23 protein-coding genes and 2 pseudogenes are annotated in these 24,566 nt (G+C 67.4%); 14 read left to right on the forward strand and 11 right to left on the reverse strand.

Translation table 11 applies throughout. The features are described 5' to 3' along the window. Positions 1-81: 81 nt before the first annotated feature. Positions 82-237, reverse strand: a pseudogene (locus tag ACFQDH_RS04160) (LUD domain-containing protein); the annotation flags it as partial. On the opposite strand from ACFQDH_RS04160, the gene ACFQDH_RS04165 reads away from it, so the two are divergent. Next, a complete protein-coding gene (locus tag ACFQDH_RS04165) occupies positions 238-543 on the forward strand; it encodes a hypothetical protein (RefSeq protein WP_382398755.1) in 306 nt (101 codons plus the stop codon). A 43-nt stretch (positions 544-586) separates the two neighbouring features. Next, positions 587-1,738 carry a geranylgeranyl reductase family protein gene (locus ACFQDH_RS04170; RefSeq protein WP_382398757.1) on the forward strand — a complete coding sequence of 384 codons (1,152 nt, stop codon included), beginning with the start codon at positions 587-589 and terminating at the stop codon, positions 1,736-1,738. 1 nt (position 1,739) lies between these two features. Here the strand turns inward: ACFQDH_RS04170 and ACFQDH_RS04175 are convergent, their stop codons facing one another. Continuing rightward, positions 1,740-2,033, reverse strand: a complete 294-nt coding sequence (locus ACFQDH_RS04175; RefSeq protein ID WP_382398759.1) for a DUF4190 domain-containing protein — start codon at positions 2,031-2,033, stop codon at positions 1,740-1,742. Positions 2,034-2,362: 329 nt separating this feature from the next. Beyond that, entirely contained in the window at positions 2,363-3,754 is a 1,392-nt protein-coding gene (locus tag ACFQDH_RS04180) for a glucose-6-phosphate dehydrogenase (RefSeq protein ID WP_382398761.1), read from the reverse strand. A 230-nt stretch (positions 3,755-3,984) separates the two neighbouring features. Here ACFQDH_RS04180 and ACFQDH_RS04185 point away from each other — a divergent pair, with 230 nt between their 5' ends. Together ACFQDH_RS04185 and ACFQDH_RS04190 are read left to right on the forward strand one after the other, a co-directional pair. Continuing rightward, positions 3,985-4,455 (forward strand): cysteine dioxygenase, encoded by a 471-nt coding sequence (locus ACFQDH_RS04185; protein WP_382398763.1) that lies wholly within the window; start codon positions 3,985-3,987, stop codon positions 4,453-4,455. Further along, entirely contained in the window at positions 4,449-4,931 is a 483-nt protein-coding gene (locus ACFQDH_RS04190) for a rhodanese-like domain-containing protein (protein WP_382398765.1), read from the forward strand. Before ACFQDH_RS04185 ends, ACFQDH_RS04190 begins: the two co-directional genes overlap by 7 nt. A 3-nt stretch (positions 4,932-4,934) precedes the next feature. Here ACFQDH_RS04190 and ACFQDH_RS04195 read toward each other — a convergent pair whose 3' ends face one another. Then, the gene (locus ACFQDH_RS04195) at positions 4,935-5,420 is read right to left on the reverse strand and encodes an OsmC family protein (protein WP_382398767.1); all 486 of its coding nucleotides are present in this window, start codon (positions 5,418-5,420) and stop codon (positions 4,935-4,937) included. 100 nt (positions 5,421-5,520) lie between these two features. Here ACFQDH_RS04195 and ACFQDH_RS04200 point away from each other — a divergent pair, with 100 nt between their 5' ends. Then, the gene (locus tag ACFQDH_RS04200; RefSeq protein ID WP_382398769.1) at positions 5,521-6,501 is read left to right on the forward strand and encodes an ArsR/SmtB family transcription factor; all 981 of its coding nucleotides are present in this window, start codon (positions 5,521-5,523) and stop codon (positions 6,499-6,501) included. Between the two features lie 16 nt (positions 6,502-6,517). Here the strand turns inward: ACFQDH_RS04200 and ACFQDH_RS04205 are convergent, their stop codons facing one another. Together ACFQDH_RS04205 and ACFQDH_RS04210 are read right to left on the reverse strand one after the other, a co-directional pair. Next, positions 6,518-7,342 (reverse strand): alpha/beta fold hydrolase, encoded by an 825-nt coding sequence (locus ACFQDH_RS04205; protein ID WP_382398771.1) that lies wholly within the window; start codon positions 7,340-7,342, stop codon positions 6,518-6,520. Positions 7,343-7,481: 139 nt separating this feature from the next. After that, the gene (locus ACFQDH_RS04210; RefSeq protein ID WP_382398773.1) at positions 7,482-7,976 is read right to left on the reverse strand and encodes an 8-oxo-dGTP diphosphatase; all 495 of its coding nucleotides are present in this window, start codon (positions 7,974-7,976) and stop codon (positions 7,482-7,484) included. Between the two features lie 60 nt (positions 7,977-8,036). Between ACFQDH_RS04210 and ACFQDH_RS04215 the strand changes: the two genes are divergently transcribed. The 4 genes and pseudogenes from ACFQDH_RS04215 (at position 8,037) to ACFQDH_RS04230 (ending at position 11,905) form a co-directional block, all read left to right on the forward strand. Beyond that, positions 8,037-9,059: an ATP-dependent 6-phosphofructokinase gene (locus tag ACFQDH_RS04215; protein WP_382398775.1), complete on the forward strand. Its 1,023-nt coding sequence runs from the start codon at positions 8,037-8,039 to the stop codon at positions 9,057-9,059. A 335-nt stretch (positions 9,060-9,394) separates the two neighbouring features. Next, positions 9,395-9,577: pseudogene (locus ACFQDH_RS04220) on the forward strand (DUF6069 family protein); the annotation flags it as partial. A gap of 396 nt (positions 9,578-9,973) precedes the next feature. Further along, positions 9,974-10,621, forward strand: coding sequence for a response regulator transcription factor (locus ACFQDH_RS04225; protein WP_382398776.1), 648 nt, complete (start codon positions 9,974-9,976; stop codon positions 10,619-10,621). Between the two features lie 12 nt (positions 10,622-10,633). After that, positions 10,634-11,905: a sensor histidine kinase gene (locus ACFQDH_RS04230; RefSeq protein WP_382398778.1), complete on the forward strand. Its 1,272-nt coding sequence runs from the start codon at positions 10,634-10,636 to the stop codon at positions 11,903-11,905. Here the strand turns inward: ACFQDH_RS04230 and ACFQDH_RS04235 are convergent. Together ACFQDH_RS04235 and ACFQDH_RS04240 are read right to left on the reverse strand one after the other, a co-directional pair. Continuing rightward, positions 11,841-13,970, reverse strand: a complete 2,130-nt coding sequence (locus ACFQDH_RS04235) for a C13 family peptidase (RefSeq protein ID WP_382398780.1) — start codon at positions 13,968-13,970, stop codon at positions 11,841-11,843. The two genes, ACFQDH_RS04230 and ACFQDH_RS04235, sit on opposite strands and share 65 nt — an antisense overlap. Before the next feature lie 146 nt (positions 13,971-14,116). Then, entirely contained in the window at positions 14,117-16,063 is a 1,947-nt protein-coding gene (locus ACFQDH_RS04240; RefSeq protein WP_382398782.1) for a hypothetical protein, read from the reverse strand. Between the two features lie 603 nt (positions 16,064-16,666). Here ACFQDH_RS04240 and ACFQDH_RS04245 point away from each other — a divergent pair. Beyond that, positions 16,667-17,530, forward strand: a complete 864-nt coding sequence (locus ACFQDH_RS04245; RefSeq protein WP_382398784.1) for a helix-turn-helix transcriptional regulator — start codon at positions 16,667-16,669, stop codon at positions 17,528-17,530. 62 nt (positions 17,531-17,592) lie between these two features. Here the strand turns inward: ACFQDH_RS04245 and ACFQDH_RS04250 are convergent, their stop codons facing one another. Then, positions 17,593-18,084, reverse strand: coding sequence for a GNAT family N-acetyltransferase (locus tag ACFQDH_RS04250; RefSeq protein WP_382398786.1), 492 nt, complete (start codon positions 18,082-18,084; stop codon positions 17,593-17,595). Positions 18,085-18,608: 524 nt separating this feature from the next. Next, on the reverse strand, positions 18,609-19,031 hold the full coding sequence (locus ACFQDH_RS04255) for a hypothetical protein (RefSeq protein ID WP_382398788.1): 423 nt from the start codon (positions 19,029-19,031) through the stop codon (positions 18,609-18,611). A 38-nt stretch (positions 19,032-19,069) separates the two neighbouring features. On the opposite strand from ACFQDH_RS04255, the gene ACFQDH_RS04260 reads away from it, so the two are divergent. The 3 genes from ACFQDH_RS04260 (at position 19,070) to ACFQDH_RS04270 (ending at position 22,834) form a co-directional block, all read left to right on the forward strand. Continuing rightward, a complete protein-coding gene (locus ACFQDH_RS04260; protein ID WP_382398790.1) occupies positions 19,070-20,461 on the forward strand; it encodes an MFS transporter in 1,392 nt (463 codons plus the stop codon). Next, a complete protein-coding gene (locus tag ACFQDH_RS04265) occupies positions 20,458-21,021 on the forward strand; it encodes a dienelactone hydrolase family protein (protein WP_382398792.1) in 564 nt (187 codons plus the stop codon). Before ACFQDH_RS04260 ends, ACFQDH_RS04265 begins: the two co-directional genes overlap by 4 nt. Positions 21,022-21,193: 172 nt before the next feature. Further along, positions 21,194-22,834 (forward strand): DHA2 family efflux MFS transporter permease subunit, encoded by a 1,641-nt coding sequence (locus ACFQDH_RS04270; protein ID WP_382398794.1) that lies wholly within the window; start codon positions 21,194-21,196, stop codon positions 22,832-22,834. Positions 22,835-22,916: 82 nt separating this feature from the next. Here the strand turns inward: ACFQDH_RS04270 and ACFQDH_RS04275 are convergent, their stop codons facing one another. Further along, positions 22,917-23,384: a PPOX class F420-dependent oxidoreductase gene (locus ACFQDH_RS04275; protein WP_382398796.1), complete on the reverse strand. Its 468-nt coding sequence runs from the start codon at positions 23,382-23,384 to the stop codon at positions 22,917-22,919. A gap of 96 nt (positions 23,385-23,480) precedes the next feature. Between ACFQDH_RS04275 and ACFQDH_RS04280 the strand changes: the two genes are divergently transcribed. Further along, on the forward strand, positions 23,481-24,524 hold the full coding sequence (locus ACFQDH_RS04280) for an OmpA family protein (protein ID WP_382398798.1): 1,044 nt from the start codon (positions 23,481-23,483) through the stop codon (positions 24,522-24,524). The last annotated feature ends 42 nt before the right edge of the window (positions 24,525-24,566 follow it).

Raw genomic sequence — 24,566 nt, forward strand, 5'->3', positions numbered from 1 at the left:
GGCTCGCCGATCCGTCAGTCCGAAGGTCCAAGTTACCCGTCGGTCACATGCCAGGCCAGATCGGCCACCGACAGCTTTTCACTACCCGCTGAGAACGATGACGTGCAGGTGCCGCGGACCGTGCACCCCCTCGATGCGGTTGAGCTCGATGTCGCTCGTGGCGCTGGGGCCACTGATCCAGGTCAGTGCACGGTGCGCGTCGATGGCCGGCCGCAGCAGGCGTACGGCGCCCGGCACGTGGCGCTGGCCAATTTCCCGATCCCCGACGTCACCGTAGTTCGGGTCGCACTCGAGCGCCTGTCGACCAGGCTGGCCAGCGACCTGACGATCGCGATCCGCGAGTCGATGCGGCTGCCGAACCTCGCCGGTCTCGATGCACTCCCGGACTGGACTATCGCTCGCCGCATCCTGCGGGCGCAACACCACGCGGTCGTTGCCGCCATCGCGGAACACGACGCGGCGAGTGCCGTCGCGCTCATGGAGCAGCACATCCGCTCGGCATACGAGCGAATGACCAGCCTGCATCCGGACTCGTCGCACTGACCCTGCTGCCCACGACAAGTTAGGGCGGCTACGATCGGCCACCGTGAAAACGCCCGAGGTGTATGACGTCGTCGTCATCGGTGCCGGCCCGGCGGGCAGCCGGGCGGCGCAGTCGGCAGCAGCGGCGGGCGCCCGCACGCTCGTCGTGGATCGCGCGACATTTCCCCGCTACAAGACGTGCGGCGGCGGCCTCATCGGCCCGACCCTCGCGTCGTTGCCGGACGGCTTCGAGGTGCCGGTGCAGCAGCGAATCACCCGGGCATCGTTCACGATTCGCGGTCGACGATACTACGAGCAACGCGCGGACGAGCCGATCCTCAGTCTGGTCAACCGGGCCGAGTTCGACTCCGCCCTGCTTGACGCGGCGACCACAGCCGGCGCAGAGATGCGCACCGGCGTCACGGTTACCGGGGTGAGCGAGGGCGGCGGCCTGGTCACTCTCAACACCTCCGACGGCGAATTGCAGGCTCGGGCGGCCGTCGGCGCGGACGGGTCGGCGAGCCGGATCGGCCGGTATGTCGGGGTCGACCTCCGGCAGGTCGACCTCGGCCTGGAGGTCGAGTTGACTCCGGACGCGGCGGCCAGGGTTGCCTGGTCCGGCCGTGTGCACCTCGACTGGGGCCCGACGCCCGGCTCCTACGCCTGGGTCTTCCCCAAGCAGGACGTGCTGACCGTCGGCGTGATCATGGCGAAGGGGTCACCGGCCGAAACGAAGCAGTACCTCACCGATTTCATTGCCCAGCAAGGGCTTTCGGCGCTGCCGATCGTGCGCGACTCCGGACATCTCACCCGGTGCCGGACCGCGGAGTCACCCCTCGGGCGTGCCAGGGTGCTGGTCGCCGGAGACGCCGCCGGACTGCTCGAGCCGTGGACCCGAGAGGGCATCTCGTATGCCGTCCGGTCCGGGGCACTCGCCGGATCAGCGGCCGCACGGATCGCTGCCGGGGACGCCTCACCTGCGGAGGGCCTTGCGTCATACACGCAGGACGTGCGGGGTGAGCTGGGCGCGGAAATGGCGGCGGGCGAGCAGGCGTTGGTGGCGTTCGAACGGCACCCGCGAATCTTTCACTCGGTGCTTCGAACCCCACTCGGCTGGCGGGTTTTCGTGCGCATCACGAGAGGCGACACGACACTCGCGCAGCTGATGCGGCGGCGCGTGGTGCGGGCCGGGGTTGCGGCACTGAACCGCTGGTGAGTCAGGCGCCGCTGCTCGACGTGTGGGCGACGATCACGATGAGAACGAAGGCAATGAGCAGCACGAACTGCGCGGCACCAATGATGATGCCCGCGATTGCTTGCCCACGCCCGACGTCCTGGATCTCCTTGGAGCGCTTCAGCCCCATGACGCCGAGGATCACGGCCACGATGCCGGAGAAGCCACGGAGCACGAAGATGCCGGCGATGCTGGTGATCATCGATGCGAGCGCGAGGCCGTTGGTCGGCGCCGGTTGGTAAGCGGCGTAGGGCGTGCCCGGCGCGCCATACGGCATCGGCTGTCCGTAGGGCTGTTGTCCGTACGGCTGCTGGCCATTGCCGGCCTGCGGGTAACCCTGCGGTGGGTATTGCTGCTGGGGATATTGCGGCTGCCCGTAGTAGTTCGACTGCGGATAGCCAGCTTGCCCGTATGCCGACTGGCCCTGCTGGGCGGAGGGATCCGCGGACTTCCCCGGGTATGGCGTCGGCGAGTAGGGGTCGACCGCCGGTTGCGCGGTCGTTTCTCGCTCGTGGAGCCCCGGTCGTCCGAGCCTTTGCCGCCATACGGATCAGACATGCGGCCATGGTAAGGGCGGGTGTAGCGCCCTCACGAATCGTCGGCGGGCTACTCCACGACGGAGTCGGCGGGCAGCCAGCCCGCCGGGCCGGCCGAGCCGGCGGGGTAGGTCTCCATCGGGACGCGGCCCGCCTTCCACGCCTTGAGCACCGGATCCATGATGCGCCAACAGGATTCGGCGGCGTCACTGCGCACGGAGAGCAGATTGTCGCCGTCCAGGACCTCGCGCAGGACCTCGCCATACGGCAGCATCCAGCCGGGCGCGAGTTCGGCGCGCAGCGTCTTCTGCTCCAGGTCCATCGGGCTGCCCTCGGCGTTCATCGTGAGCACGAAAGACACGGCGCCCGGGGTGAGGTCGATGATCAGCTTGTCGGGCGCGGCGGTGTTGTCGAAGCCGCCCGGCAGGTGCGGCACCGGCCTGAAGTAGGCGATCACCTGCTTTCGCGGCGCACCGAGCGCCTTGCCACTGCGCAGCGTGAACGGAACGCCCGCCCACCGGTTGTTGCGCACCTCGACCTGCACTTGTGCGAGTGTCTCGGTCTCTCGCGACGGGTCGACACCCTTCTCCCGCGTGTATGCCGGGATCTTGCGACGACCGATCTGCCCGGCTGTGTAGCGGGCTCGCTTGCTCGACTTCTTGGCGCTGCCACCCCACAGGTGGGTAGCGCGCAGCACCTGCGCCTTCTGGTCCTGGACCTCTTGCGCAGACAGATCGGCGATCGACTCCATCGCGAAGACCCCCAGCACCTGCAGCAGGTGGGACTGCAGCATGTCGCGCAGCGCTCCGGCGCCGTCGTAGTAGCCGGCGCGCCCCTCCAACGCGAGGTCCTCGTCGTAGATGATCTCGACGCGCTCGATGTGCTCGGCATTCCAGACCGGCTGCAGGATGCGGTTGGCGAAACGCAGCCCGATGAGATTGAACACGGTGGAGCGGCCCAGGAAGTGGTCGACGCGGAAGATGTGGTCTTCCAGGACCAGCTTGTGCAACTGCGCATTGAAGGCACGCGCTGATTTCTCGTCACCACCGAACGGCTTCTCCAGCGCCAGTCGGGTGTCGTCCGGCAGGTCGACGTTCTCCAGCAGCTTGCAGACCTTCATCGACACCGACGGCGGCAGCGCGAAGTAGATGACCAACGGACCGCTGCAGCCGGCGAGGAGTGCACTCAGCTGCTCGGGATTGAGCAGGTCGGTCTGCTGGTAGCGCGTCTTGGCGAGCGCCGACCGGGCCGGACGAGCCGGCACGGGAACGGTGGCGAACGACTCTTCGACGCGCTTCTTCCATTGCGCCGCAGTCAGGTCCGTGCGATCGGCGCCGACGATCTGGACCTTCCGGGACGGCTCGACCTTCAGCAGGCTGCCGATCCCGGGCAGCAGTAGTCGGTGGGTGAGGTCACCACCGGCACCGAGGATGAGCAGGGTCACAGGAGTATCGGCAGCCATGGCCCGAGCATGGCACGGCCGGCCCCAATGTTCGCGATGTGGACCGCACGAGTTGTCACGAAGTAATAGGTTGTGTAACTTAATGTTATGCAACGCATCATCACTTGTGATCCCGCCCGCTCCATGCGCCGCGGGACCAGCTGTCGCTGTCAGTAGCTCAGCGGACGTCAATTCGTCCGAGACCTGCTCTCCCACAGTGAAATTCACTCGACAGCTTTGAGGATGCACCCATGACAACCATCGCCCGCAGTTCGACACACCCCATCACGCCCCGGGACCTCGACGCCATCACCGCCGGGTATGCCGACGCGCTGTCGCGCTTCGGATATGACGAGACGCGGCCCGAGCGTCAGTGGGCAGTGCTGTCCACCGACGACGACGTGCAGGTCTGGGCCATCGCCTGGCCGCCTGGATCCGCGACCGGTTGGCACGACCACGGCTCGGCATACGGTGCGTTCCGCGTCGTGCAAGGAACGCTGCGCGAACACGTCTGGGTCGGGTATGACGCAGCCAGTGATCTGGTCGTCGGCCGAAGCCGGCACTTCACCGATCGACACATCCACGACGTTCGCAACGAGACGACACACTGGGCGGTCTCGGTGCACGCCTACCACCCCGCGTTGCAGAGCATGACGCGCTACGAGGTTCGCGACGATCAGCTGGTCCTCTCGGGACGTGACGAAGACGGTTTGTCATGGTGACCGGCTTCGCATCCGAATTGACCTGGCAGTCAGCGCTTTTCACGACTTCCTCGGTCACGTCAGCCGAGGAGAGTGCTCCGACTTCCCGCTTCGCCGGGGTCGACCATCAGCTCGCAGACGCGCGCAGCCGATTGCAACGACTCAGCCCACGTGCCGCCTTCCAAGAGGTGCTGTGGCGGCGGGCGACACTGGTCGACATCCGCCCCGCCGCGCAACGGACGAGCGAGGGTGAGCCGGCGGCTGCGCTGGGAGCGCTGACCATCGAGCGCAACGTCCTGGAGTGGCGGCTCGACCCGCGCAGCGACGCCCGGCTGCCGATCGCGGCACCGGGGCTGCGCGTCATCGTGCTGTGCCAGGAGGGCTACGCCTCGTCGCTTGCCGCGGATTCGTTGGTGAGCCTGGGCATTCGCCACGCGACCGACGTCATCGGCGGGTTCGCAGCGTGGCGATCGCTCGGCCTGCCGGTCAAGGCTTGACGGTCAGAGACTGACGGTCGCCACGTCCTGGCCGTCGATCACGAAGCGCGCGTCGATCGACATCCGCGAGCGCAGTGAATTGGCGATGAAGCACTCCTGGTGCGCGATGCGCGTCAGCCGCTCGAGCTGGTCGACGCGGCTGCCCCGCGCGAGCGTCACCACCGGATACAGCGCGATGTCGGTGATCGACATCGGCGAATTTCCTTCCGGCATGGTCCCTTCCGCTGCATCGACGTAGTCGACGACGTCGAGCCTGGCCCGCGCGGCCACCGCGAGGAACGACAGCAACTGGCAACTGCTCGCCGCCATCACCAGCAGGTGCTCCGGGTTCGGCACGGCTGGGTCGCCACCGAAGTGCGGGTCCGCGGACAGCTTCACCCCGGCCAATTCGGCGGGTGCGACATAGTGCGTGCGGGAGTAGGCGCCATACCCCTCGCCGGTGGAGCCCTGCCAGCTCAAAGCCACTGGGTACGAATGGTTTTCCGCCATACCCGCATCGTATGCCGGTCCGGCCGACCCGATGCCCACGAGGTGAACGCCGTTCCGCGACAATGGGCGCCGGACCAACAACCCAGAATGGACTTGAGTGATGATTCGCGTGCGGTGCTCGGCCGGTGACATCGCCGCGATCAAATTCGTGGTCGACCCGGCCTGGAACATCCTGTCGAGCATGTCGCTCTTCGTGCAGCCGTCGTCGCGCTCACTGCACGCGCCGCTCGCCACCGCGCTGCGCGACCAGAACGCACCCGGCGTCGCCACGCTGCGAAGCCTGACCACGAACCCGACCGCACCGTCCTTGCTGGTGGTGCCCGGTTACGCGTATGACGTGGACAATTCACCCGCCGCCGTGACCGAGCGGCTCCGGTCGCTGGTGACGGCGATCCCGGACCAGGATGTGCATGGAGTCGCCGAGCGACTGCGCGAGCAGGGGTCGCCATACGGCGATGAAGATGTGGCCGGGTTGCGCCGGGTCGCCCAGGACGCACTGGTCGATTACTTCACCGGGGTGCTGCAGCCGTTCTGGGACCGGGCGCATGCGATCGCGCTGCGTGACCTCAACATGCGGGCCGAGCAGATCGTCAAGGACGGCATCGGCGGTGTCCTGAACGACCTGAATGACCAGATCAGTTTCGACGGCCAGGTTCTGGAGTTGCAGCACGAGTTCGACATCGACATCGCGGCGCCGCCCGGTGGACTTGTATTCACACCAGTGGTTTTCAAGGCATCCGGCTTCATCGTCCACGGCCCCGACGAGAACGACGAGCCTGACATGCCAGTGGCCATCGGCTATCCGGCGTGGGGTGCGGCGACGCTCTGGTTGCAGGAGCCCGAGCAGTCCGCGACCAGCAGCCTCGAGCAACTGATGGGCAGCACCCGCTCGCGCATCCTCAGCAAGGCGACGGTGCCGGTCAGCACGACCGACCTGGCGGCCCAACTGGACCTACCCAAGCCGACGGTGAGTGGTCACCTGAAGGTACTCGAGCGCGCTGGTTTGCTCAGCCAGTTTCGGCGGGGTCGCTTCGTCTACTACCAGCTCAGCCCCGCAGGCCTCGCGCTCCGCGGGAACTGAGATCGACTGGGCCGGATCAGGCTCCGGTGAGGTGCAGCAGCGGCTCTCCCGCGCGGTCAGCAGCCTGGACGACGGTCTGCACGATCGCGCCGGCAACCAGCTCCGGGTTGTCGATCATCGGCACGTGGCCGCAGCCGGGCAGGGTGAGGTGCGAGACGGTCGGCAGCGCTTCCCGCGCGGCAGTCGCCTGCGACGGCAGGAGCAGCCGGTCGTTCGTGCCCCACGCAATCGTCACCGGCACCAGCGGCCGGCCCTTGAAGCGAGCGCGCGAGGCGTGCCACGCAACGGGGAAGAAGCCGGGTGCGTTGCGCAGGTTGAGGGCTTCGTCATACGCGACGTCGGCCGGCACCCGCTCGGGGTGCGAGTAGAGCGCGCGCAGGCTCAGCTTGCGCAGGAATGCCTTGTCGGAGAAGGCTTTCAGCACGGGACGGGGAGCGTAGGTCGAAGCCTTCAGCATCGCCAGGTTGGCGATCGCGTTGACCAGCCCGAGCGTTCCCCAGAAGCCGGCGGGTGAGATCGCGGTCGCGGTGCGGACGGCGCCGCGAGCCGCCAGCTCGAGCGCGAACATGCCGCCCAGGGAGTTGCCGGCGACGTGCGGGCGGTCCAGGCCGAGCTCGGCGAAGAACTCCTCCAGCTGATCGACGTAGCTGTCCATGCGGTAGCTGTGCGGGCGGTCCGGCCCCGGCGACTTGCCGAAACCCGGCAGGTCGATGGCAATGACGTCGAAATCCTCCGCCAGCAGCTCGAAAGTGTCGCCCCACGCGGAGCGCTGGTGCCCGATCCCATGGATCAGCACCAGCGGGTCGCCGGAGCCCTCGCGCGTGTATTTGATGTCGGTCATCTTGGGCCTCGCCTCGTCGCCCGCAGCGCGGGACGCGTCATGGTCAGATATGGACCTGCCCCCGAGAACCACATGTGGCAGGACTCTCCACACTACCCACAGGTAGATCCTCGTGGGGCTCTTCGGAGTCTCTCGCGCGCTATTCGCCGTCGGCGTGGACGGTCAGGGACACACGCGCGACCAGGGCGCCCGCTGCGTCATACGTGATGTCGGCCTCGATGCGCTCCCCGCGCAGCACGTGCGGTAGCCAGATCCGCGAGTCGTCCCACATCTCCCCCGTCGGCAGCGCCGCCACCGGGTGCCACTGCGGGTCGAGCTCGTCCGACGCGACCACCTCACCGGTCCACGTCGTGCACCGGTAGAGCGCAACGGACATGTCCGACTCGGGCGCGCTCGGAAACCGGAACGAGACACGCCCTGCGTCATACAAATCAGTGGGTATGACGTGCAGGCCCGTCTCCTCGAAGGTCTCCCGCACCGCCGCCTCGAGGTCGCTCTCGCCGGGCTCGACGTGTCCGCCAATGCCGACGATCCGCCCGGTGCCGAAGCCGCGTTGCTTGAGGCCGAGCAGGACTTCACCCTCGCCGGCAGGATCGCGGCGCAGTAGGAACGCGAGGCACATCGGTTTCGTCACCTAAGACAGCATGCCGGACATTTCACACGCGAACGCCCGCCACCCACCACGATGGGTGCCGTGAGCATCGGAATCCTGACCAGCGGCGGCGACTGCCCCGGCCTCAACGCGGTGATCCGTGGGGCGGTGATCAAGGGCGACCGCATCCACCAGGTGGAGTTCCTCGGCATCCGCGACGGCTGGCGGGGCCTCATCGAGGATGACATCGTGCCGTTGCCCCGCCGCGATGTGCGCGGCATCTCCCGCGCCGGCGGCACGATCCTCGGCACCTCGCGCACCAATCCTTTCGAGAACGGTGGCGCGCAGCGGATCCGCGAAGTCATGGAAGCACGCGGTATGACGGGGCTCATCGCCATCGGCGGTGAAGGCACCCTCACCGCGGCCCGCCGTCTCGCTGACGAAGGCATTCCGGTGGTCGGCGTGCCCAAGACGATCGACAACGACCTGTCCGCAACGGATTACACGTTCGGCTTCGACACCGCCGTGTCCGTGGCGACCGAGTCGATCGACCGGCTGCGCACCACCGCCGAGTCACACCACCGCTGCATGGTCGTGGAAGTCATGGGCCGGCACGTCGGGTGGATCGCCCTGCACGCCGGCATCGCTGCGGGCGCACACGCCATCCTGATTCCCGAGGTCGAGGTGTCGATCGAGCAGATCTGTGGCTGGGCGGAGGATGCCCGAGATCGCGGTCGCGCACCTGTTGTGGTCGTCGCCGAGGGTTTCGTCCCGTCGGGCGAGGAGCAGCTGCACGCACCGCGAGGCCTGGACGCGTTCGGCCGGCCGCGGCTGGGTGGCATCGGCGAGCGCCTCGCCCCGCAGATCGAGCAGGCCACCGGCATCGAGACGCGCTCCGCAACTCTCGGGCACCTGCAACGTGGCGGCGTGCCCTCGGCATACGACCGGGTGCTGGCCACGCGTTTCGGCACCGCAGCCGTCGACGCTGTCATCGAAAAGCGTTGGGGCACCATGGTTTCGCTGATCGGCACTGACATTGAGCTGGTCGATCTGCACTCCGCGACGACCGTCCTCAAGACGGTCCCGCAGGAGCGCTGGGACGAAGCGGCGATCCTTTTCGGCTGACCCATTCATCGGCGAGGTGTCGAACTTGGCTGATCTTGTTCGTCGTCATGTCAGGAGGCGGTGTAGGGCCGCTTCACCGACCGAGGGTTGCCTGACATGTTCGAAATCTCAACCGTCCGCGGCGAGTCAATTGTTCTTCCGACAACTCGCGCGAAGCTGTGGTGGCCCGGCGTAGGGCTGTCTGCGGCCGGAGCGGGCGCTGCGTTGCTGGTCGCCGCAATGGCCCATGCGGCCGGGGCGTCACTGGAAGTCGCTGGTGATGCAATCCCGGTGCTCGACTTTGCCCAACTCGCGTTCGTCCTCTCGTTCGTCGGCGTCGCGTTGCCGCAACCTGTCGGCGTTGGGCGCGTCGGCCGGCGAACGTATTCACCTGGACGACTCTTACGCTGCTCCTGCTCTCATTCATTCCAGACCTGGCGACACCGAACATCGACACGACGACTCGGATCGCTTTGGTGAGCAGTCACGTCGCCGTTGCCGCGATTGTCATCCCCGGGCTCAGGGCCCGATTGCGTTGAAGGACATGGCGATTCGGCACGCGCTTCTCAAGCGCCCTTGGGTCGTGATCGGGTGACGTGCACCAATCGCAATGTGGTCCGTCGACCGACGCCACTTCCGTATCGTGCGACCTCAACACATCGACGCCTTCACGCTGCTGCCGTGAAGGAACCACGCGCGACGAAGCACAGGAGTCCCGGTGACGCATCCGCTTGTGACACTCGGTGACTTTTGTCGGGGACAGCATCCGTGGTCGCAGCTGAATAGCCGAGTTCGGTGCATTGGGCCGATGCGAGGGACGGCGGTGTTGCATGCCACGCGCTGAGTTTCTCCGCAGTCGCGGGTCCAGCGGTTGGTCGCGGCGGCGCTATTGGGCGGGCTGACATCTATGCTGGGCGTGGACGCGGGGAGTGCGAATGTCGGTGTCGGGCAGTTTGGTCACTGTGGTGATCGCCGATGATCATCCGTTCTTCCGCGACGGCGTGAAGCGGGCGCTGGACAACAGCAGGCAGATCCAGGTGGTCGGCGAGGCCGGCGACGGACGGCAGGCACTGGAGATGATTCGTGCCGAGCAGCCGGTGGTGGCGCTGGTCGACTACCAGATGCCCGAGCTGAACGGGATCGACGTGGTGCACGCGGTGATCCGCGACCACCTTCCGACCCGGGTGATCCTGCTGTCGGCGTTCACTGACAGCGCAGTGGTGTTCAAGTCACTGGAAGAGGGCGCGGCCGGGTATCTGGCCAAGGACACGCCCCGCGGCGAGATCGTCGACGCGGTGCTGCGGGTGGCGAAAGGGCAAACCGTGGTGCCAGCTGAGCTGGCGGGCGGGTTAGCCGATCAAATCCGGTTACGGGCTAAGTCCGACACGCCAGTGCTCTCCGATCGGGAGCGGCAGGTGCTGGCCGCGTTCGCGCGCGGGCTCTCCATCCCGCAGACTTCGGCCGAGTTGTTCCTCGGGGTCGCCACGATCAAGACCTACGCCCAACGACTGTACGAGAAGCTCGGCGTCTCGGACCGCGCCGCTGCAGTGGCCGAGGCGATGCGCCGCGGCCTGATCGACTAGCTGGCGGTCAGAATGGCGGATCGGCTCAGTCTCGACGAGCTCGGCAAGGTTGCCGACCTGCGCGAGATCGTGCTGCGGCACGCCTACCGCGGGGTCTGGGTGCAACTTGGGCTGCGCGCCCTGCTTGTTGTGTTCATGGTCCTGACCATCGGCTTCGTCCCGCCAGGCCACGACCGGCCGGCCTGCTGGCTGATCGTCGCCGGGTACGCAGCCTGGGCGAGCGCGCTGGCTTGGTGGGCGCGTCGTGGCGGACTCGGCCCGGTGCAGTGGATGTGGTTGGCGTTGCTCGCCGACTCCGCCGCGATCTCGGCGCTGACGCTCGTCGCCGGCCTCGCTGCCGAGCAGTCCTGGACGGCCGACGTGCTGATCAACGGCTTCTTCGTCGTCCCGATGCTCGCCGCAACCTCGCTGCGGCCCGCGATCTGCGCGGCGGTCGCGGCTCCGACCGTCGCCGCCGAGCTCGCGGTGAGCGTCCTGACTCAGGACGCCAACGCCGAGCCATGGGCGTCGATCCTGCTTCGCTTCCTGATCATTGCCGGACTGGCCGCAGGCTCGGTGGCGCTGTCGCGGGTCCAGCTGTCACGAGTGCTCACCATCGGCCAACTCGCACACGAACGTACCGACTTGCTCACCGAGATCGTCGGCATCGAAGCCCGCGAACGTGCGCTGCTCGCCGAACAGCTGCACGACGGAGCGTTGCAGTACCTCCTCGCGGCCCGCCAGGACCTTGACGAGGCCCGCACCACCGGGGATCCGGACGCGTTTGCGCGCGTCGCGTTGGCCCTGCGCGAATCGTCGGCGATGTTGCGTTCAACGGTGTCCGAGCTGCACCCCGCCGTGCTGGAACAGGCCGGGTTCGCCCGGGCACTCACCGATCTGGCCACCGGCGTCGCCCAGCGCGGCCGGTTCGCCGCTCAGGTCGACCTCACCGGCTGGCCCGACCGGCCGACCAGCGCCGATCTGGTGCTGTTCGGCGCGGCTCGGGAGGCGCTGAACAACGTGGTGAAACACGCCCGCGCCCGCACCGTGACCGTCACTCTGCGGCTGGACGGGTCGGCGGCGCTACTCGCGGTCGTCGACGACGGGCGCGGGATCCCCGACGGCCTGCTGGATCGCCGCTTGGCGGAAGGACACATCGGGCTGGCTTCGCACCGCGCCCGCGTCGCCGCCGCAGGGGGCGAATTGCAGATCGGACCCGGCGCCTCGGTCGGCACCCGGATCAGTGTGCGGCTGCCCCTTGACCCGCACTTGTCGGAGCCGCCGGAGCGACCGATCCGCCGGTGACGAACTCGCTGAGCGACACGGTGGCGGCGTTGCCGAAACCGGGTCCGTACGCGCTCACGTGCGAGCCCGTGACGGTGAGGTAGAGATGTTGATAGAGCCGGTCGATGGACATGGTCGGGGTCGCGGCCTCTGCTTTCCAGAGCTGGTAGGAGAACTGGTCGGCCAGCCAGGTCTGCCGGTCGGCGTCGTAGTTGGTGCTCAGGGAGTTCTCGACCGGGCTGGCAGCGGAGAGTAGCAACGCGCCGGGGGCGTCGAGGTGCTGGCCGAGCACTCCACCTTCGCAAGCGTCGACGGCGACGAGGATGCGCCGGTAGTGATGGGCGGTGGCCATCGCGGCGATGGTCTGGTCGAGCAGGGTCGGGGTGAGCACCGAATAGGCGTTGTCCGGAGGCGGGACGGGCTGACCGAGGCCGAGGTAGACACCGTTCTGGTTGCCGTGCCCGGCGAGGTAGACGTATACGTCGTCGCCGGCCCCGGACCGGATGACGGTCGGGGTGCCCGGGGTGGTGTGCCCGGCCAGGATGTCCATTAGCCGCTGGGCGGTCATGCCCTGCAGTGGGTAGTCGATCGGGATCTGGAAGTTGAGGTTGGGGCCGCCGACGGCGTACGGCACTTGGCCCTGGTGTGGATTTTTGCGGTTGTGGGCCAGGTCGTGGTCGGAGATCACGATGATGTGCGAGGCGGGGACACGGTCGGCGCGTAGCCGCTGGTATTGCGCCAGCACGTCGGCCTGATGCCGATAGTTGGTCCAGCCGTCAGAGGCTGCGATCAGCAGTGCCCAGGTGCCGGCCTTCGGGCCGGGCCGGTAGGTGCCGCCCAGTGCGGCGGTGGCCTTCCCGGGTGTGGCCCGGGTGTCGGCTTCGGAGATCCCCTGCCGGGCGGTCCGGAGGTCTGCGGTGGACAGGTAACCGGCCGCGGCGAACTGGCCCCCGGTGACGCGCCAATGCTCGTAGGTGGAGGCGACCAGGTCGATTCCGGAGTCCTTGTCGAACGCCCACCGGCCGACGGCGCCGTTGATCGCGGGCAGTCTTCCGGCACGGATCGCCGCCAGCGAGCGTGCCACGCCGCTCCGGTCCCAGCCGGTCGCCGCTCCGGTGCCGTGGACGACGCCGCTGATCGCCTGCGCGAGGGCGGCGCCGACCGTGCCGTGGGCGCGGGCCAAGCCGTAGGCGATCAGCAGCACCGAGTCGTAGATGTTGGCGGCGAACGGGGACGGCTCACGGTGGAACCGGGCGCGGAACGCCGCCGCGAACCCGTTGTTCGGGTCGGGCGCCAGACCAATGCCGTTCAGGCCCTGCGCCTGCGCGCCGAGCGCAGAGATCAGCGACGGGGACTGGGCGGCGTCGGAGAACAGCAGCCGGGGACGGGACCCGCCCGCCCGCCAGGCGCGTGCCATGCAGATCGCCTGGCTGGCATGGTCGGGCACCGCCAGCACCACGTCAGCACCGCTGGACAGAGCCTGCCGCAGCGGGCCTTGGCAGTTCTGTGCCTCTTGGTCGTACCGCTGCGTTGAGGTCACCCGGAGTCCCTCTTCGGTGGCCAGGAAGCCGAACGAGTCGAAGAACGTGGTGCCGTAGGGGCTGTCTCCACTGACCAGCGCCACCGAGCGGGCCCCGTCCCGGGCGGCCACCTGCAGCATGACGCGCATCTGCGCGATGTCGGATTCGACCGGCCGCCATACGTACTGCGGGGGGTCGGCGGAATAGGCCCGGAACAGGTCCCCGGAGGTCGCCGACGGCGTCACCATGACCTTGTGATGGTCGGCGAACAGGCCGGCGACCTGCAGCGCGTCTTCGGAGTTGCCCGGACCGATCACGGCCGTGATCGAGGAGTTGGCGGCGAATGCCCGGGCCGCGGTGAGCGCGGACTGGCGGCCCAGATCCCGATAGACGAACTGGATGGGACGGCCGTCCACCCCGCCCGCGGCGTCCACGTTCTCCCGGGCCCAGTCGAGCGGGAGTTGCGCACTGACCGCGCCCGGGCCGGTCAACGGCATCATCACCCCGATCCGCAGCGGCGCGCTCGGGTGGCTACGGCTGCAGCCGGTCATCACACCGAGTGCCACCGCAACGCACAGCAGTAGGCCGATTGCCCGGCAGCCGGTCCTGCGCGCGCCACACCCGTGAGGACGAGGCAGTGTCCCTGCGGACGGCATACCCGCGCCCGCCGCCGGCATCGGCCGGGGCGGGCGCGGGGTCCTGTCGCTGTTGATCAGTGGCCGTGGTTGATGTAGGCCCGCAGCTTGGGCAGTTTGCTGATGGCCTTTTTGCCACTGGCCGCCGTGGGCGACACACCGGCCGTGGTGTTGTTCACTTCCTCGACTCGGTAGGACGTGTTGGACATCGCGTCCACATCCGATGAGCCCGGCTGGGTGATGGTCACGTTGTTCACCTGGTAACGCACCCCGCCGGCGGTGAAGAGGAAGTTGCCGGTGTAGCTGGCGGTGCCGGTCGATGCCTCGATCCACACCGTCTTGCCCGGCGCGGCCTTGATCGAAATGGTCTGGTTGTCGGTCGTGTCCGAGGTCCAGGTCTGCTTCTTGGTGAACTTCACGCTCAGGTCCTGGGCGATGATGCCGGCCAGGTTGAAGCCGACGGTCTCTTGGACCGATCCGCCGAGCGACCAGCTCGACGTCTCCTTGTGCGCGATGTCCAGCCGCTCCTCGGTCGGGTTTGCGGCGCCCGGATCGGTCGAGACGGATGGTGCTTCCTCACCGGACGTGTCGTCGACCGGCGCCCAGCTGCTGTGGGCGAAGGTCGGGTCGGCCGTCGGGACGAAGCTGCGGTCGGTGGCGTCCTGGTACTTCTTCAACGCCTCGATCGCGTCGGCCGGGTCAGTCGCCCCGTCGATGGTCACCACCTGACCGGGTGAGGCCGAGATCGCCGTGGCCTTCATCCCCGCACGGACGTTGGCGGCGCCGGTCTTCGTGAGGGCCGTGCCGCCGGTGGGGCTGTCCGCGGACGCACAGTCGGCGAGCACGCATTCGGTCGCCGAGAAGTCCATCCCCGGCGGCACCCCGCCGGCGCCGGTGTTGGCGATGTCACCCATCGAGATCGTGACGTTGCTGAGGTCGAAGGTGGTGTTGTTGGCGGTGGTGAAGACCAGATGACCGGTCATGCTCGAGATCGTGGGTCGCTTGTTGATCCAGCCGGTCTGTCCCGGATCGACCAGGCCGTCCACGGTCGTGGTGACCGAGTCCCCGCTGCCCCACGAGTGGTCGCCGGTGACGGATTCGGCGTCCTTGAACACGATCCCGTCCACGTTGGTCGAGCCCGAGTGGCTGACCTCGACACCGAGAGTGGTGCTCTGTCCCTTACTCGTCCCGTGACCCTTGTACAAGGTCGCCGGCAGGCTGGAGTAGTTCGTCAGCAGGCTGCTGGCCCGCGTCGCCGGCCCCTTCACGGACGTCGGGCCCTTCACGCCCGGATTCGGCGCCCAGTGTGTCTGGTCAGCGATCGCCCGCGGCAACTCGTTGTCCACCGCGTTCGCCGCCGCGGTCGGATCCTGCAGCGCGTCGATATTGATCGTCGTCGGGGAGTTCCAGATCGCGTCGGCGTGCCGCCCGTACCCGTCCGAGTCCATGGCCATGTGGAAATCCGGCGACTCGGTGAGCTGGAGGTGGTGGTTGGCGTCGAACCCCACGTCCTGTGAGTACGAGTAGTACATGGGGTCGCCGACCTCCTGAGCCCACTCGTTGACCTGCTGGACGTGTTTGTCGCCGGCCGCGTCCTGGAACGTGTAGAGGGTACGCACGAATTTCTGCGCACCCCAAGGGTTGTGCGCACTCCACGTCGCGGTCTGACCCGGCAGCAGCGTCGCCGGCGGCGCACTGTCGTAAGGCCCGACATTTAGTCCCCACGTCCCGTCGGGAACCAAAGTCCACGGGTACGGCGTCAGGTTCGTGACCTGGGCGTAGACCCCCGTGCTCGTCGCAGCCTTCAGGCCCCGGGAGCCCGTCGCGGCCTTCGCCGACGCGGGAACCGAGTTGGCCGCGTTACCGGACATCCCGCCCGGGCTGGTGTCCCGGGAGGACGCTGAGCTCCTGGTGGTGCCAGCAGCCTTCGCGTGGCCGCCGCCGGCGCAGGCCGTCAGGCCGACCGCCAGCACACTGCACATCCCGACCACTGCCAGCCTGCCGGTCATCTTGGACGTCGACATCGGGGTCATCTCCTTTGCTTGGTGGGCCACTCGAGGCCCTGTAAATGTTGACGTGAGAAATGCTCGCCGCCGGCAGCAGTTCGTGACGTCACCCAGTCGGCCGACCTACCGGATGACCCGCCAGTCCACCGATCGGCCGACACGCGGGTCGACCGGGTCGGTCGAGCGCGCTCGCCGCGCAGCCGAGGTGTGGACGCGGAGCGGCAGCCGGCATGACGGGGCGCGCTCATTCGGGTCCTAGCGGCGACGCGGCACCCGGTGAAGGTGTAGGCGCAGGTGACCGTCTGGCGTGGCCTGGACGCATTCGGTGGGCAGTTGCGCTCACGCGGTCCCGGGACGGCGGCGGCGCGGGCGAGCAGTCCAACCACGCCCACAGCGACCGCGCGCCCGCCGGCCCGGGACTCCCGTGCCTCCCAGCCCGTCCGGACAAACCGAAATGACCGATTCGCGTCATCTTTCGTTCCGATCGCCCGCTCAGGTCGCGGCCTGCCCGGCCGGGGCCTCGCGCGTCCTGGCCGTCCTAGGATGCCGCGGGCGACGTCGCCGAGGAAGAGGCCTTGGCTTCCTAGGTACGCCAGGGCCACCTTCGGATACGATCGGCTCGTGGATCGCCCGCACCAGCTGGGCCAGTTTGTACGCGCTCGACGCGAACGGATCACGCCCGATGACGTGGGCCTACCGGTCACCGACCGGCGCCGCGTGCCCGGCCTGCGTCGAGAGGAGCTCGCGATACTGGCCGGAATCAGCGCCGACTACTTGACCCGACTCGAGCAGGGGCGCGACCACCGACCCTCGGACCACGTGCTCGAGTCCTTGGCCCGGGCGCTCCGGCTCGACGACGACGCCACCCGCTACCTACTCGAGCTGGGCCGTCCAGACGGCCAGATCAGGCAACCTCGTTCGAGCCCCGACGAGGTCGTCGCACCCGAGCTGCAAGAGCTGCTCGACGAGTGGACCGCCACCCCCGCCCTCGTCCACGGACGTCGGCTCGACGTGCTGGCCTCGAACGCGATGGCGCGGGCGCTGACGCCGCTGTCCGAACCCGGCACCAACCTGCTGTGGTCGTGGTTCCTGGACTGGGAGGACCGCACTTGGCAACCCGGCATCAACTATGTCCTCACCTTGGCAGTCGCCTACTTCCGCGCCATCGTCGGCGACGATCTCGATGACCCTCACGTGCGGGACCTCGTCGAGGACCTGTCCCAGCGCAGCGGAAAGTTCCGCCACATCTGGGCTCGCCACGACGTGCACGCCGCTCTGGTCGGCGAAGGACCGCTGTACGGCCACCCGATACTGGGTGACATCCGTCTGCGATACCAGACATTCGCCGTCGACGGCACGGACCGGCAGAGGCTTTTCGTGGTGAGCGCCGCTCCCGGCAGCCCAGACGCTCAAGCCCTCGCCCGCCTCCACTCGCGGGTCACAGACGCGCCGCGGACTGACCAGGCTGACCCAAGCCGCCCCTGATGCCATCCCGCAAGTCGAACGTCAAACGACACAGTTTCGCCGTCGCCGTCGCCGTCGCCGACTCAGGACTCCTGAATCGCTGCCTCGCCGGCTGAGAAATACATGATCTGCGTCGTCCTGCCGTCGTCGGTTCCGAGTTCGCCTGACGGCACGAATCCTGCTGAGCGCCACGCCCGGATTGCTCGTGCGTTGTCACTCGCCGGATCAACCGTCAATGGCGTCCAGCCGCGAGCGGTTAGTTCCACCGCCATAGCGTGGGCCGTGCGACTACCGATTCCGCGGCCCTGCGCCTCCGCGCTGAGAAACATGTCGAGGCCGAAACGCTCACCGCCCTGCCACGCCTGCAAGTAGCCCACAGACTGTCCGGATTCAGTGATCACGTACGACACGACCTCCGGCGCTCGGCGACCGGTGTACTTCGCCAGGACATCATCGAGCGGAATTTCGTGGCCGCCCCAGAATTGCGATACCTCCGCCGCTCGGGTCCAACTGCTGATCAGTTCGGCGTCAGAGTCGTCTGCCAAGCGGACCACGATTGACCCACCGACCGTCACGGACTTTGGGTAGTCCAAGCTCACCGCACCATTCTCCACGCGCGATCCCGTTGTGGCACGCTCCGCGTGACGATCGCTCTGCGGTCAGCCGACGTGAGTCGAGCCGCACAGCAAACGCCGAGTCGCACAGCTGCCGTTGCGCGACTCGGCGTTTGCTGTGCGAGTCGGCGCGCTCGGTCAAGTCTCGTCCCGTGCCATACGTCGCGGCCCAATAGACGTTCCGCAAACGGTGAACCCGCACGTCACGACGCGATCTCGCGTCGGTATAGCGATGCCGGTCCCGTAAGAGCCGTGCGCCCAGGCATCCTGGACAGGGACGTCATACGGTCACCGAGGCCTGAGGGTGTGGACAAGGTAGTGACCAAAGTGGTGCGACCTCGAGACGCCTCCCCCGCTTCGCTCCTCCGCCTCCTCGGCCACCTTGAGCGCGGGACCTCGAGACGCCTCCCCCGCTGCGCTCCTCCGAATACTTCGCGGGGACCCCGCCCGCTCCCCCGGCACTCGACCCGCATACTCGGACACCTTTAGGTGAGTTCGGCCAGCACTTCCGCGATGTATGACGCCACGGCGTCGCTCACTCGCGACGCCCCTTCGAGAGGCGGGCCGACATACTCTGGGGCAAGTAGGCCGGCGTCGGCGAGGGCGTGCACCAGGGCGTGTTTGACCACGGGCCGCGACAGGCCGGCCGGGACGGGGAACGCATAGACGTCGGCCGCCTCGGTGGTGGTGACCTTCGGGAAGCGCTTCGCGACGCGGCCCAGCTCCTTGTCCTTGGCGTGCAGATGCAGCCAGGTGCGCAGCGCGGGCGGCATACCCGTCGTGCCGACATACAGGACGTTCGCGCGGGGGTCGCGACTGTCCGGCAGCCGCCAGACATAGACCCATGAATCCGGTCGATCCCCAACGAGTTCGCCATCTCTGACGTGCCAGACCTGGTTGCCATCCACTACCCAGTTGTATCGCGGATGCCGATACGTTTGCACGTATGACGCAGAGGCGTGCTGATGGCCCCGACCTGACCACACTCGTCGCGGCTGCGGCCCCGGACCCCGACGATCCCATCCTGCGCAGCGCGGTGCGACGATCGGTCCGACGGCTGGTGCCGTTCGTCGCATTGCTCTACTTCGTCAACTACCTCGACCGCACCAACATCGGGTTCGCCGGACCCAACGGCATGAACGACGACCTGCACCTGTCCGGGTCGATGTTCGGTTTCGCGTCCGGCATCTTCTTTCTTGGCTACCTCCTGCTCGAGGTGCCCAGCAACATGGCGCTGCACAAGTTCGGCGCACGTCGCTGGATCGCGCGCATCCTCGTCACTTGGGGCATCGTCGCCGCGGCGATCACCTTCGTGCCCAACGCCGGGTCGCTCTACCTCCTGCGGTTCCTGCTCGGCATCGCCGAGGCAGGCTTCTTCCCCGGCATCGTGCTCTACCTGACCTACTGGTTCCCGCAACGCCAACGCGCAAAGATGACAGCGCTTTTCATGGTCGCGGTCCCCTTGTCGAGCGCCATCGGGACGCCGGTCTCGTCGCTGCTGATCGAGCACGCGCACAACTGGCTCGGCCTGGAGGGCTGGCGGGTGATGTTCCTGGTCGAGGGCGTGCCGGCGGTCATCCTCGGTGTGGTCACGTGGTTCTACCTCACCGATCGGCCGGAGAACGCCAAGTGGATGCCGCCGGCCGAGCGGGACGCCTTGCAACGCACCCTGGACGCGGAGGAGCGCGGCCGCAGTCGCGCCTACCAGGTCAACATCCTGCAGTCGCTCATCCGGCCGCGGGTCTGGGCGCTCGCGTTCGTCTACTTCGGCATCGTCTATGGCCTCTATGCGCTCGGCTTCTTCCTGCCGACGATCATCTCCGGCTTCGCCGACCAGTACGGCACCAACTACTCGATCGTGCAGCGTGGCCTGATCAACGCCGTCCCCTACGTCGTCGGCGCGCTCGTCATGATCCCGTGGGCGCTGCACGGCGACCGGACCCGCGAACGCGTCTGGCACGTCGCCGGACCAACCATCGTGGGCGGCCTCGCCATACCGATCACGCTCTATCTGGGGAGCCCGTTCGCGGCGATGGTGGCGGTCACGATCTGCGCCGCCGGCATCATGTGCGCGCTGCCGACCTTCTGGGCGCTGCCGACCAACTTCCTGTCCGGCGCGGCTGCTGCCAGCGGCATCGCGTTGATCAATTCGGTCGGCAACTCCGCCGGGTTCTTCGCGCCATACTTCACCGGCTGGCTGAAGGACGGCACCGGCACCGAGAAGACCGGCTTGTGGCTGGTCGGCATCGTGATGGTGCTCGGTGGACTGCTCGCAGTGCTGTTGCGTGCGGCGCCGCCGCCCAAGGACGAGAATGCAGCTGAGGTGATTGCGTCATGAGCACCATATTGCTGCTGCACTCAGCCCTCGGGCTGCGGCCGGCCGTGACCCGTTTCGCGGACGCGTTGCGCGAGCGCGGCCACGACGTGGTGACGCCGGACTACTACTCCGGCAATGTCTTCGACGACAACTGCGCGGGTCTGTCGCACCGCGACGACGTCGGCCCGGCACAGTTGCTGGCGCGCGTCCGCCCGGTCATCGACGAGCTGCCGCCCGACACTGTGCTGGCCGGATTCTCGCTCGGCGCCGCGTTCGCGCAACGCCTCGCCGCGGACCGCCCGGAAGCTGCGGCGGTGATTCTTATGCACAGCGTTGCCGCGCCCCGCCGCGGGACGTGGAGCGGGCAACCCGTGCAGGTCCATCGGTATGCCGAAGACCCCTTCGTCGACCCGGCCGACCTGCAGGCCCTGGGCGACGCGGTGCGCGCGTCGGGTGCTGCTTTCGAGGATTTCGTGACAGCGGGCAAGGGGCACTTGTTCACAGACACCGACCTTCCGGAAGGCGATGCGGCCGCCACCGCGGCAACCATCGACCGGGTCGCGGCGCTGTTGACGCGGTGACGAAGCGGATCAAAATTACATTTCCGGAGAGAGCCTCCGCGTAATACGCTGGACAAGTCGCCTGGGTGGTTCTTTGCGAAAAGTTGCAGAGTTGCCGGTGAAACCGCTGTGAAACCGGCGACGGTCAGGCTACTGCCACAAGCATTTCCATGTCCCTGAAGGAGCACCCCGCGTGTCCACCGCTGCACCGCCTGAGTACCCAGAGGAAATCGACGGCGCCGTCCTCAAGATCGCCGGCGTCGTGGTCCTCGGCGCAATCATGTCGATCCTCGACATCACGGTCGTCAACGTCGCGTTGCCGACCTTCCAGAACGTGTTCGGCAGTAACGGCCAGCCGGTCGCCTACTCGACCGTCGCGTGGACCGTCACGGCATACACACTCTCGCTCGCGACAGTCATCCCGCTGACCGGCTGGGCTGCCGACCGATTCGGCACCAAGCGCCTCTACATGCTGGCGATCACGCTCTTCACCCTTGGTTCGGTGCTGTGCGCACTGGCGCAATCGATCGGCATGCTGATCGGCTTCCGCGTCCTGCAGGGCCTTGGTGGCGGCATGCTGATGCCGCTCGGTATGACGATCCTGACCCACGCAGCAGGTCCGAAGCGGATGGGCCGCCTGATGGCCATCCTCGGTGTGCCGATGCTGCTGGGTCCGATCCTCGGCCCGATCATCGGCGGTTACCTGATCGAGCACGCCAGCTGGCACTGGATCTTCCTGATCAACCTGCCGATCGGTGTCATCGCGCTGGTTTACTCATGGTTCGCACTGGCGGACGACAAGCCGACCCCGTCGGAGTCCTTCGACTTCGTCGGCATGCTGATGATGTCGCCGGGCCTCGCGCTCTTCCTGTATGGCGTGTCGTCGATCCCGTCCGACGGCATCGGCTCGGTCAAGGTCATCATCCCTGCTGCCGTCGGGATCGTGCTGATCATCGCCTTCATCTTCCACACCTTCCGGCCGCAGCACCCCCTGCTGGACCTGCGGCTCTTCAAGAACCGCCTGCTGTCGATGTCGACGATCACGATGTTCCTCTTCGTCGCGGCGTTCTTCGGTGGCCTGCTGCTGGTGCCGACCTACTTCCAGCAGATCCGCGGCGAGTCGACCCTCAACGCCGGCCTGCTCGTTGCGCCGCAGGGCATCGGCGCCATGCTGACGATGCCGATCGCCGGCGCACTCACCGACAAGTTCCCGGTTGGCCGGATCGTGCCTGTCGGGCTGGTGCTGATCATTGGCGGCATGTTCGCGATGACCCAGATCGATGGCAGCACGAGCTATTGGGGCTACATCATCCCGGTGTTGTTCATCATGGGCCTGGGCATGGGCGGCACGATGATGCCGATCATGACATCGGCGTTGAAGACGTTGAAGCACCACGAGATCGCCCGTGGCTCCACGCTGATCAACATCGTCCAGCAGATCGGCTCCTCGGTCGGTGTCGCCGTGATGTCGACGGTGCTCACCAACCACCTCAAGAGCTCCCCGTCGGTGGGCATCGCCCAGTCACTGGGAGAGCAGCAGCGCGCGGGCAATACACCGAAGCTGACCGCCGACCAGACCGCCTACGTCAGCAGTCACTTCCCGTCGATCGCCTCGCAGCTGTCCGACCTCGCTACGCACCCGACGCACGCTGCACAGGTCTTCGCGCCGTTGTTCAAGGAAGCACAGAGCGCCGGCGGGCACGCCTTCGGTAACACCTTCTGGGTTGCTGCGGTGCTCTGCCTGTTGACGATCGTCCCCGCGCTGATGCTGCCGCGCAAGCCGTTGCCGGAGGCAGCTGCAGATGAGGACGCCGCACCGATCATGATGCACTGACACTCGTCAACGCCTCGCGTCATACGAGGTGACGAAGGGCACCGACACTCGCCTGAGTGTCGGTGCCCTTCTTCGTATGTCGTCAGTCCTTCGCCATCTCCGGCGGGAAGCCGCCGGTTGCGATCGGGCCCCATCCGGTGACGGTGACCGCGATCAGCGACTTGCCCTGGTCGCGCATGGCCTGGCGGTATTCGTCCCAGTCGGGGTGTTCGCCGGAGATACATCGGAAGTATTCGACGAGCGGCTCGACCGACTCGGGCAGGTCGATCACCCGGGCCGAGCCGTCGATTTGGACGTAGGCGTCGTCCCAGTCGTCGGACTGGATCAGCAACGACACCAACGGATTACGTCGGATGTTGAACGCTTTCGCGCGCTGCGGGTAGGTCGAGATCAGCACCTCCCCGCTGTCGCCGACGCCGCACGTGACGAGCGACAGCTGTGGTGCGCCGTTGCGTTTGTGGGTGACCAGCGTGGCCCGATGGCGGGTACGGACGAAGTCCAGCAGCTCGTCGCGACCGACCCGATCTGCCGTGGCAATGCGTGGTGACATGGTTCGATCGTAGGCGCGGATGGACGGAGCCGGTCCGGCCGCGGCTGCGTCATACCGATCAAACCTCGCGACCGAGACACCGAAGGATCAGGGGACATGAAGCGAATCACGTCGTTGACGACAGCCACGGTGGTGCTGGCGACTGCCGGAATGCTGAGCGCGTGCCAGCAACAGGACCAGGGCGCGACGGTGTCCACCGGCAGCGCAACGTCACAACCGACCGGCGGCGACGCAAGGACCACCAGCGCGGACCCGAGTTCCGGGCCGTCGGACTCCCCGAGTACGAGCACCGGCGGACAGTCATCCGCCGGCGGGACCGGTCCCGAGGCGGGTGCGCTCGGCGACAGCGGCGGCTGGTATGCCGAGGGCAGCACCGTGACCTTCGTCTACACCAACGGCATCCGTTTCACCGTCGACTCGGGCGCCCCGATCACCGATCTGCATCACACGAAGAGCAAGACCGCCAAGGGTTCGCTCACCCTGACCGACACACAGGCGACGTGGATCGCCGCCAACGGCGCTCCGTCCACGGTCGACAGCAAGGGCGCTGGAGTCATCGCGGACCGGTCCGGCCTCATCGGTGTGCTGCCCGACGGTTCGGTGACCTGCGCGAACAAGGACGGCCTGCAGTTCGTCGGGTCCGACGGGACCAAGGGCGCCGCCGACAAGAGCGGCCTGTTCTATGTCGACAAGTCCGGCAAGAAGACGATCGCCGGCAAGCCGCCGCAGGGCGGCAAGCTGGCCGGCCGGTATGTCGTCTGCAACGTCGGTGACACCTCGACGGTCGACCTGAACGCCGACGTCCTCTTCGCGTTCGGCAGCGCGAAGCTGACCGCTTCGGGCAAGCAGGTCGTCGACCAGACCGCCGCAACGATCAAGTCGCACGTGTCCGGCAAGACCGTCGCTGTCGTCGGCAACACCGACTCGAAGGGCAGCAACGCGTTCAACCTCAAGCTGGGCAAGCAGCGTGCCGACGCCGTCGCAGCTGAGCTGCGGAGCAAGCTGCCCGGCGTCCAGCTGAAGATCTCAAGCAACGGCGAGTCCCAGCCGATCGCGGCCAACACCAAGGCCGACGGCTCCGACAACCCGACCGGTCGGGCGAAGAACCGCCGCGTGACGATCTCCTGGGGCAACAAGTAGCACCGCCTCGGGATGGCTCAGGGTCGCGAATTACAGTCAGCG

The organism is Flexivirga alba, assembly GCF_042661025.1.
Classification (GTDB): Bacteria; Actinomycetota; Actinomycetes; order Actinomycetales; family Dermatophilaceae; genus Flexivirga; species Flexivirga alba.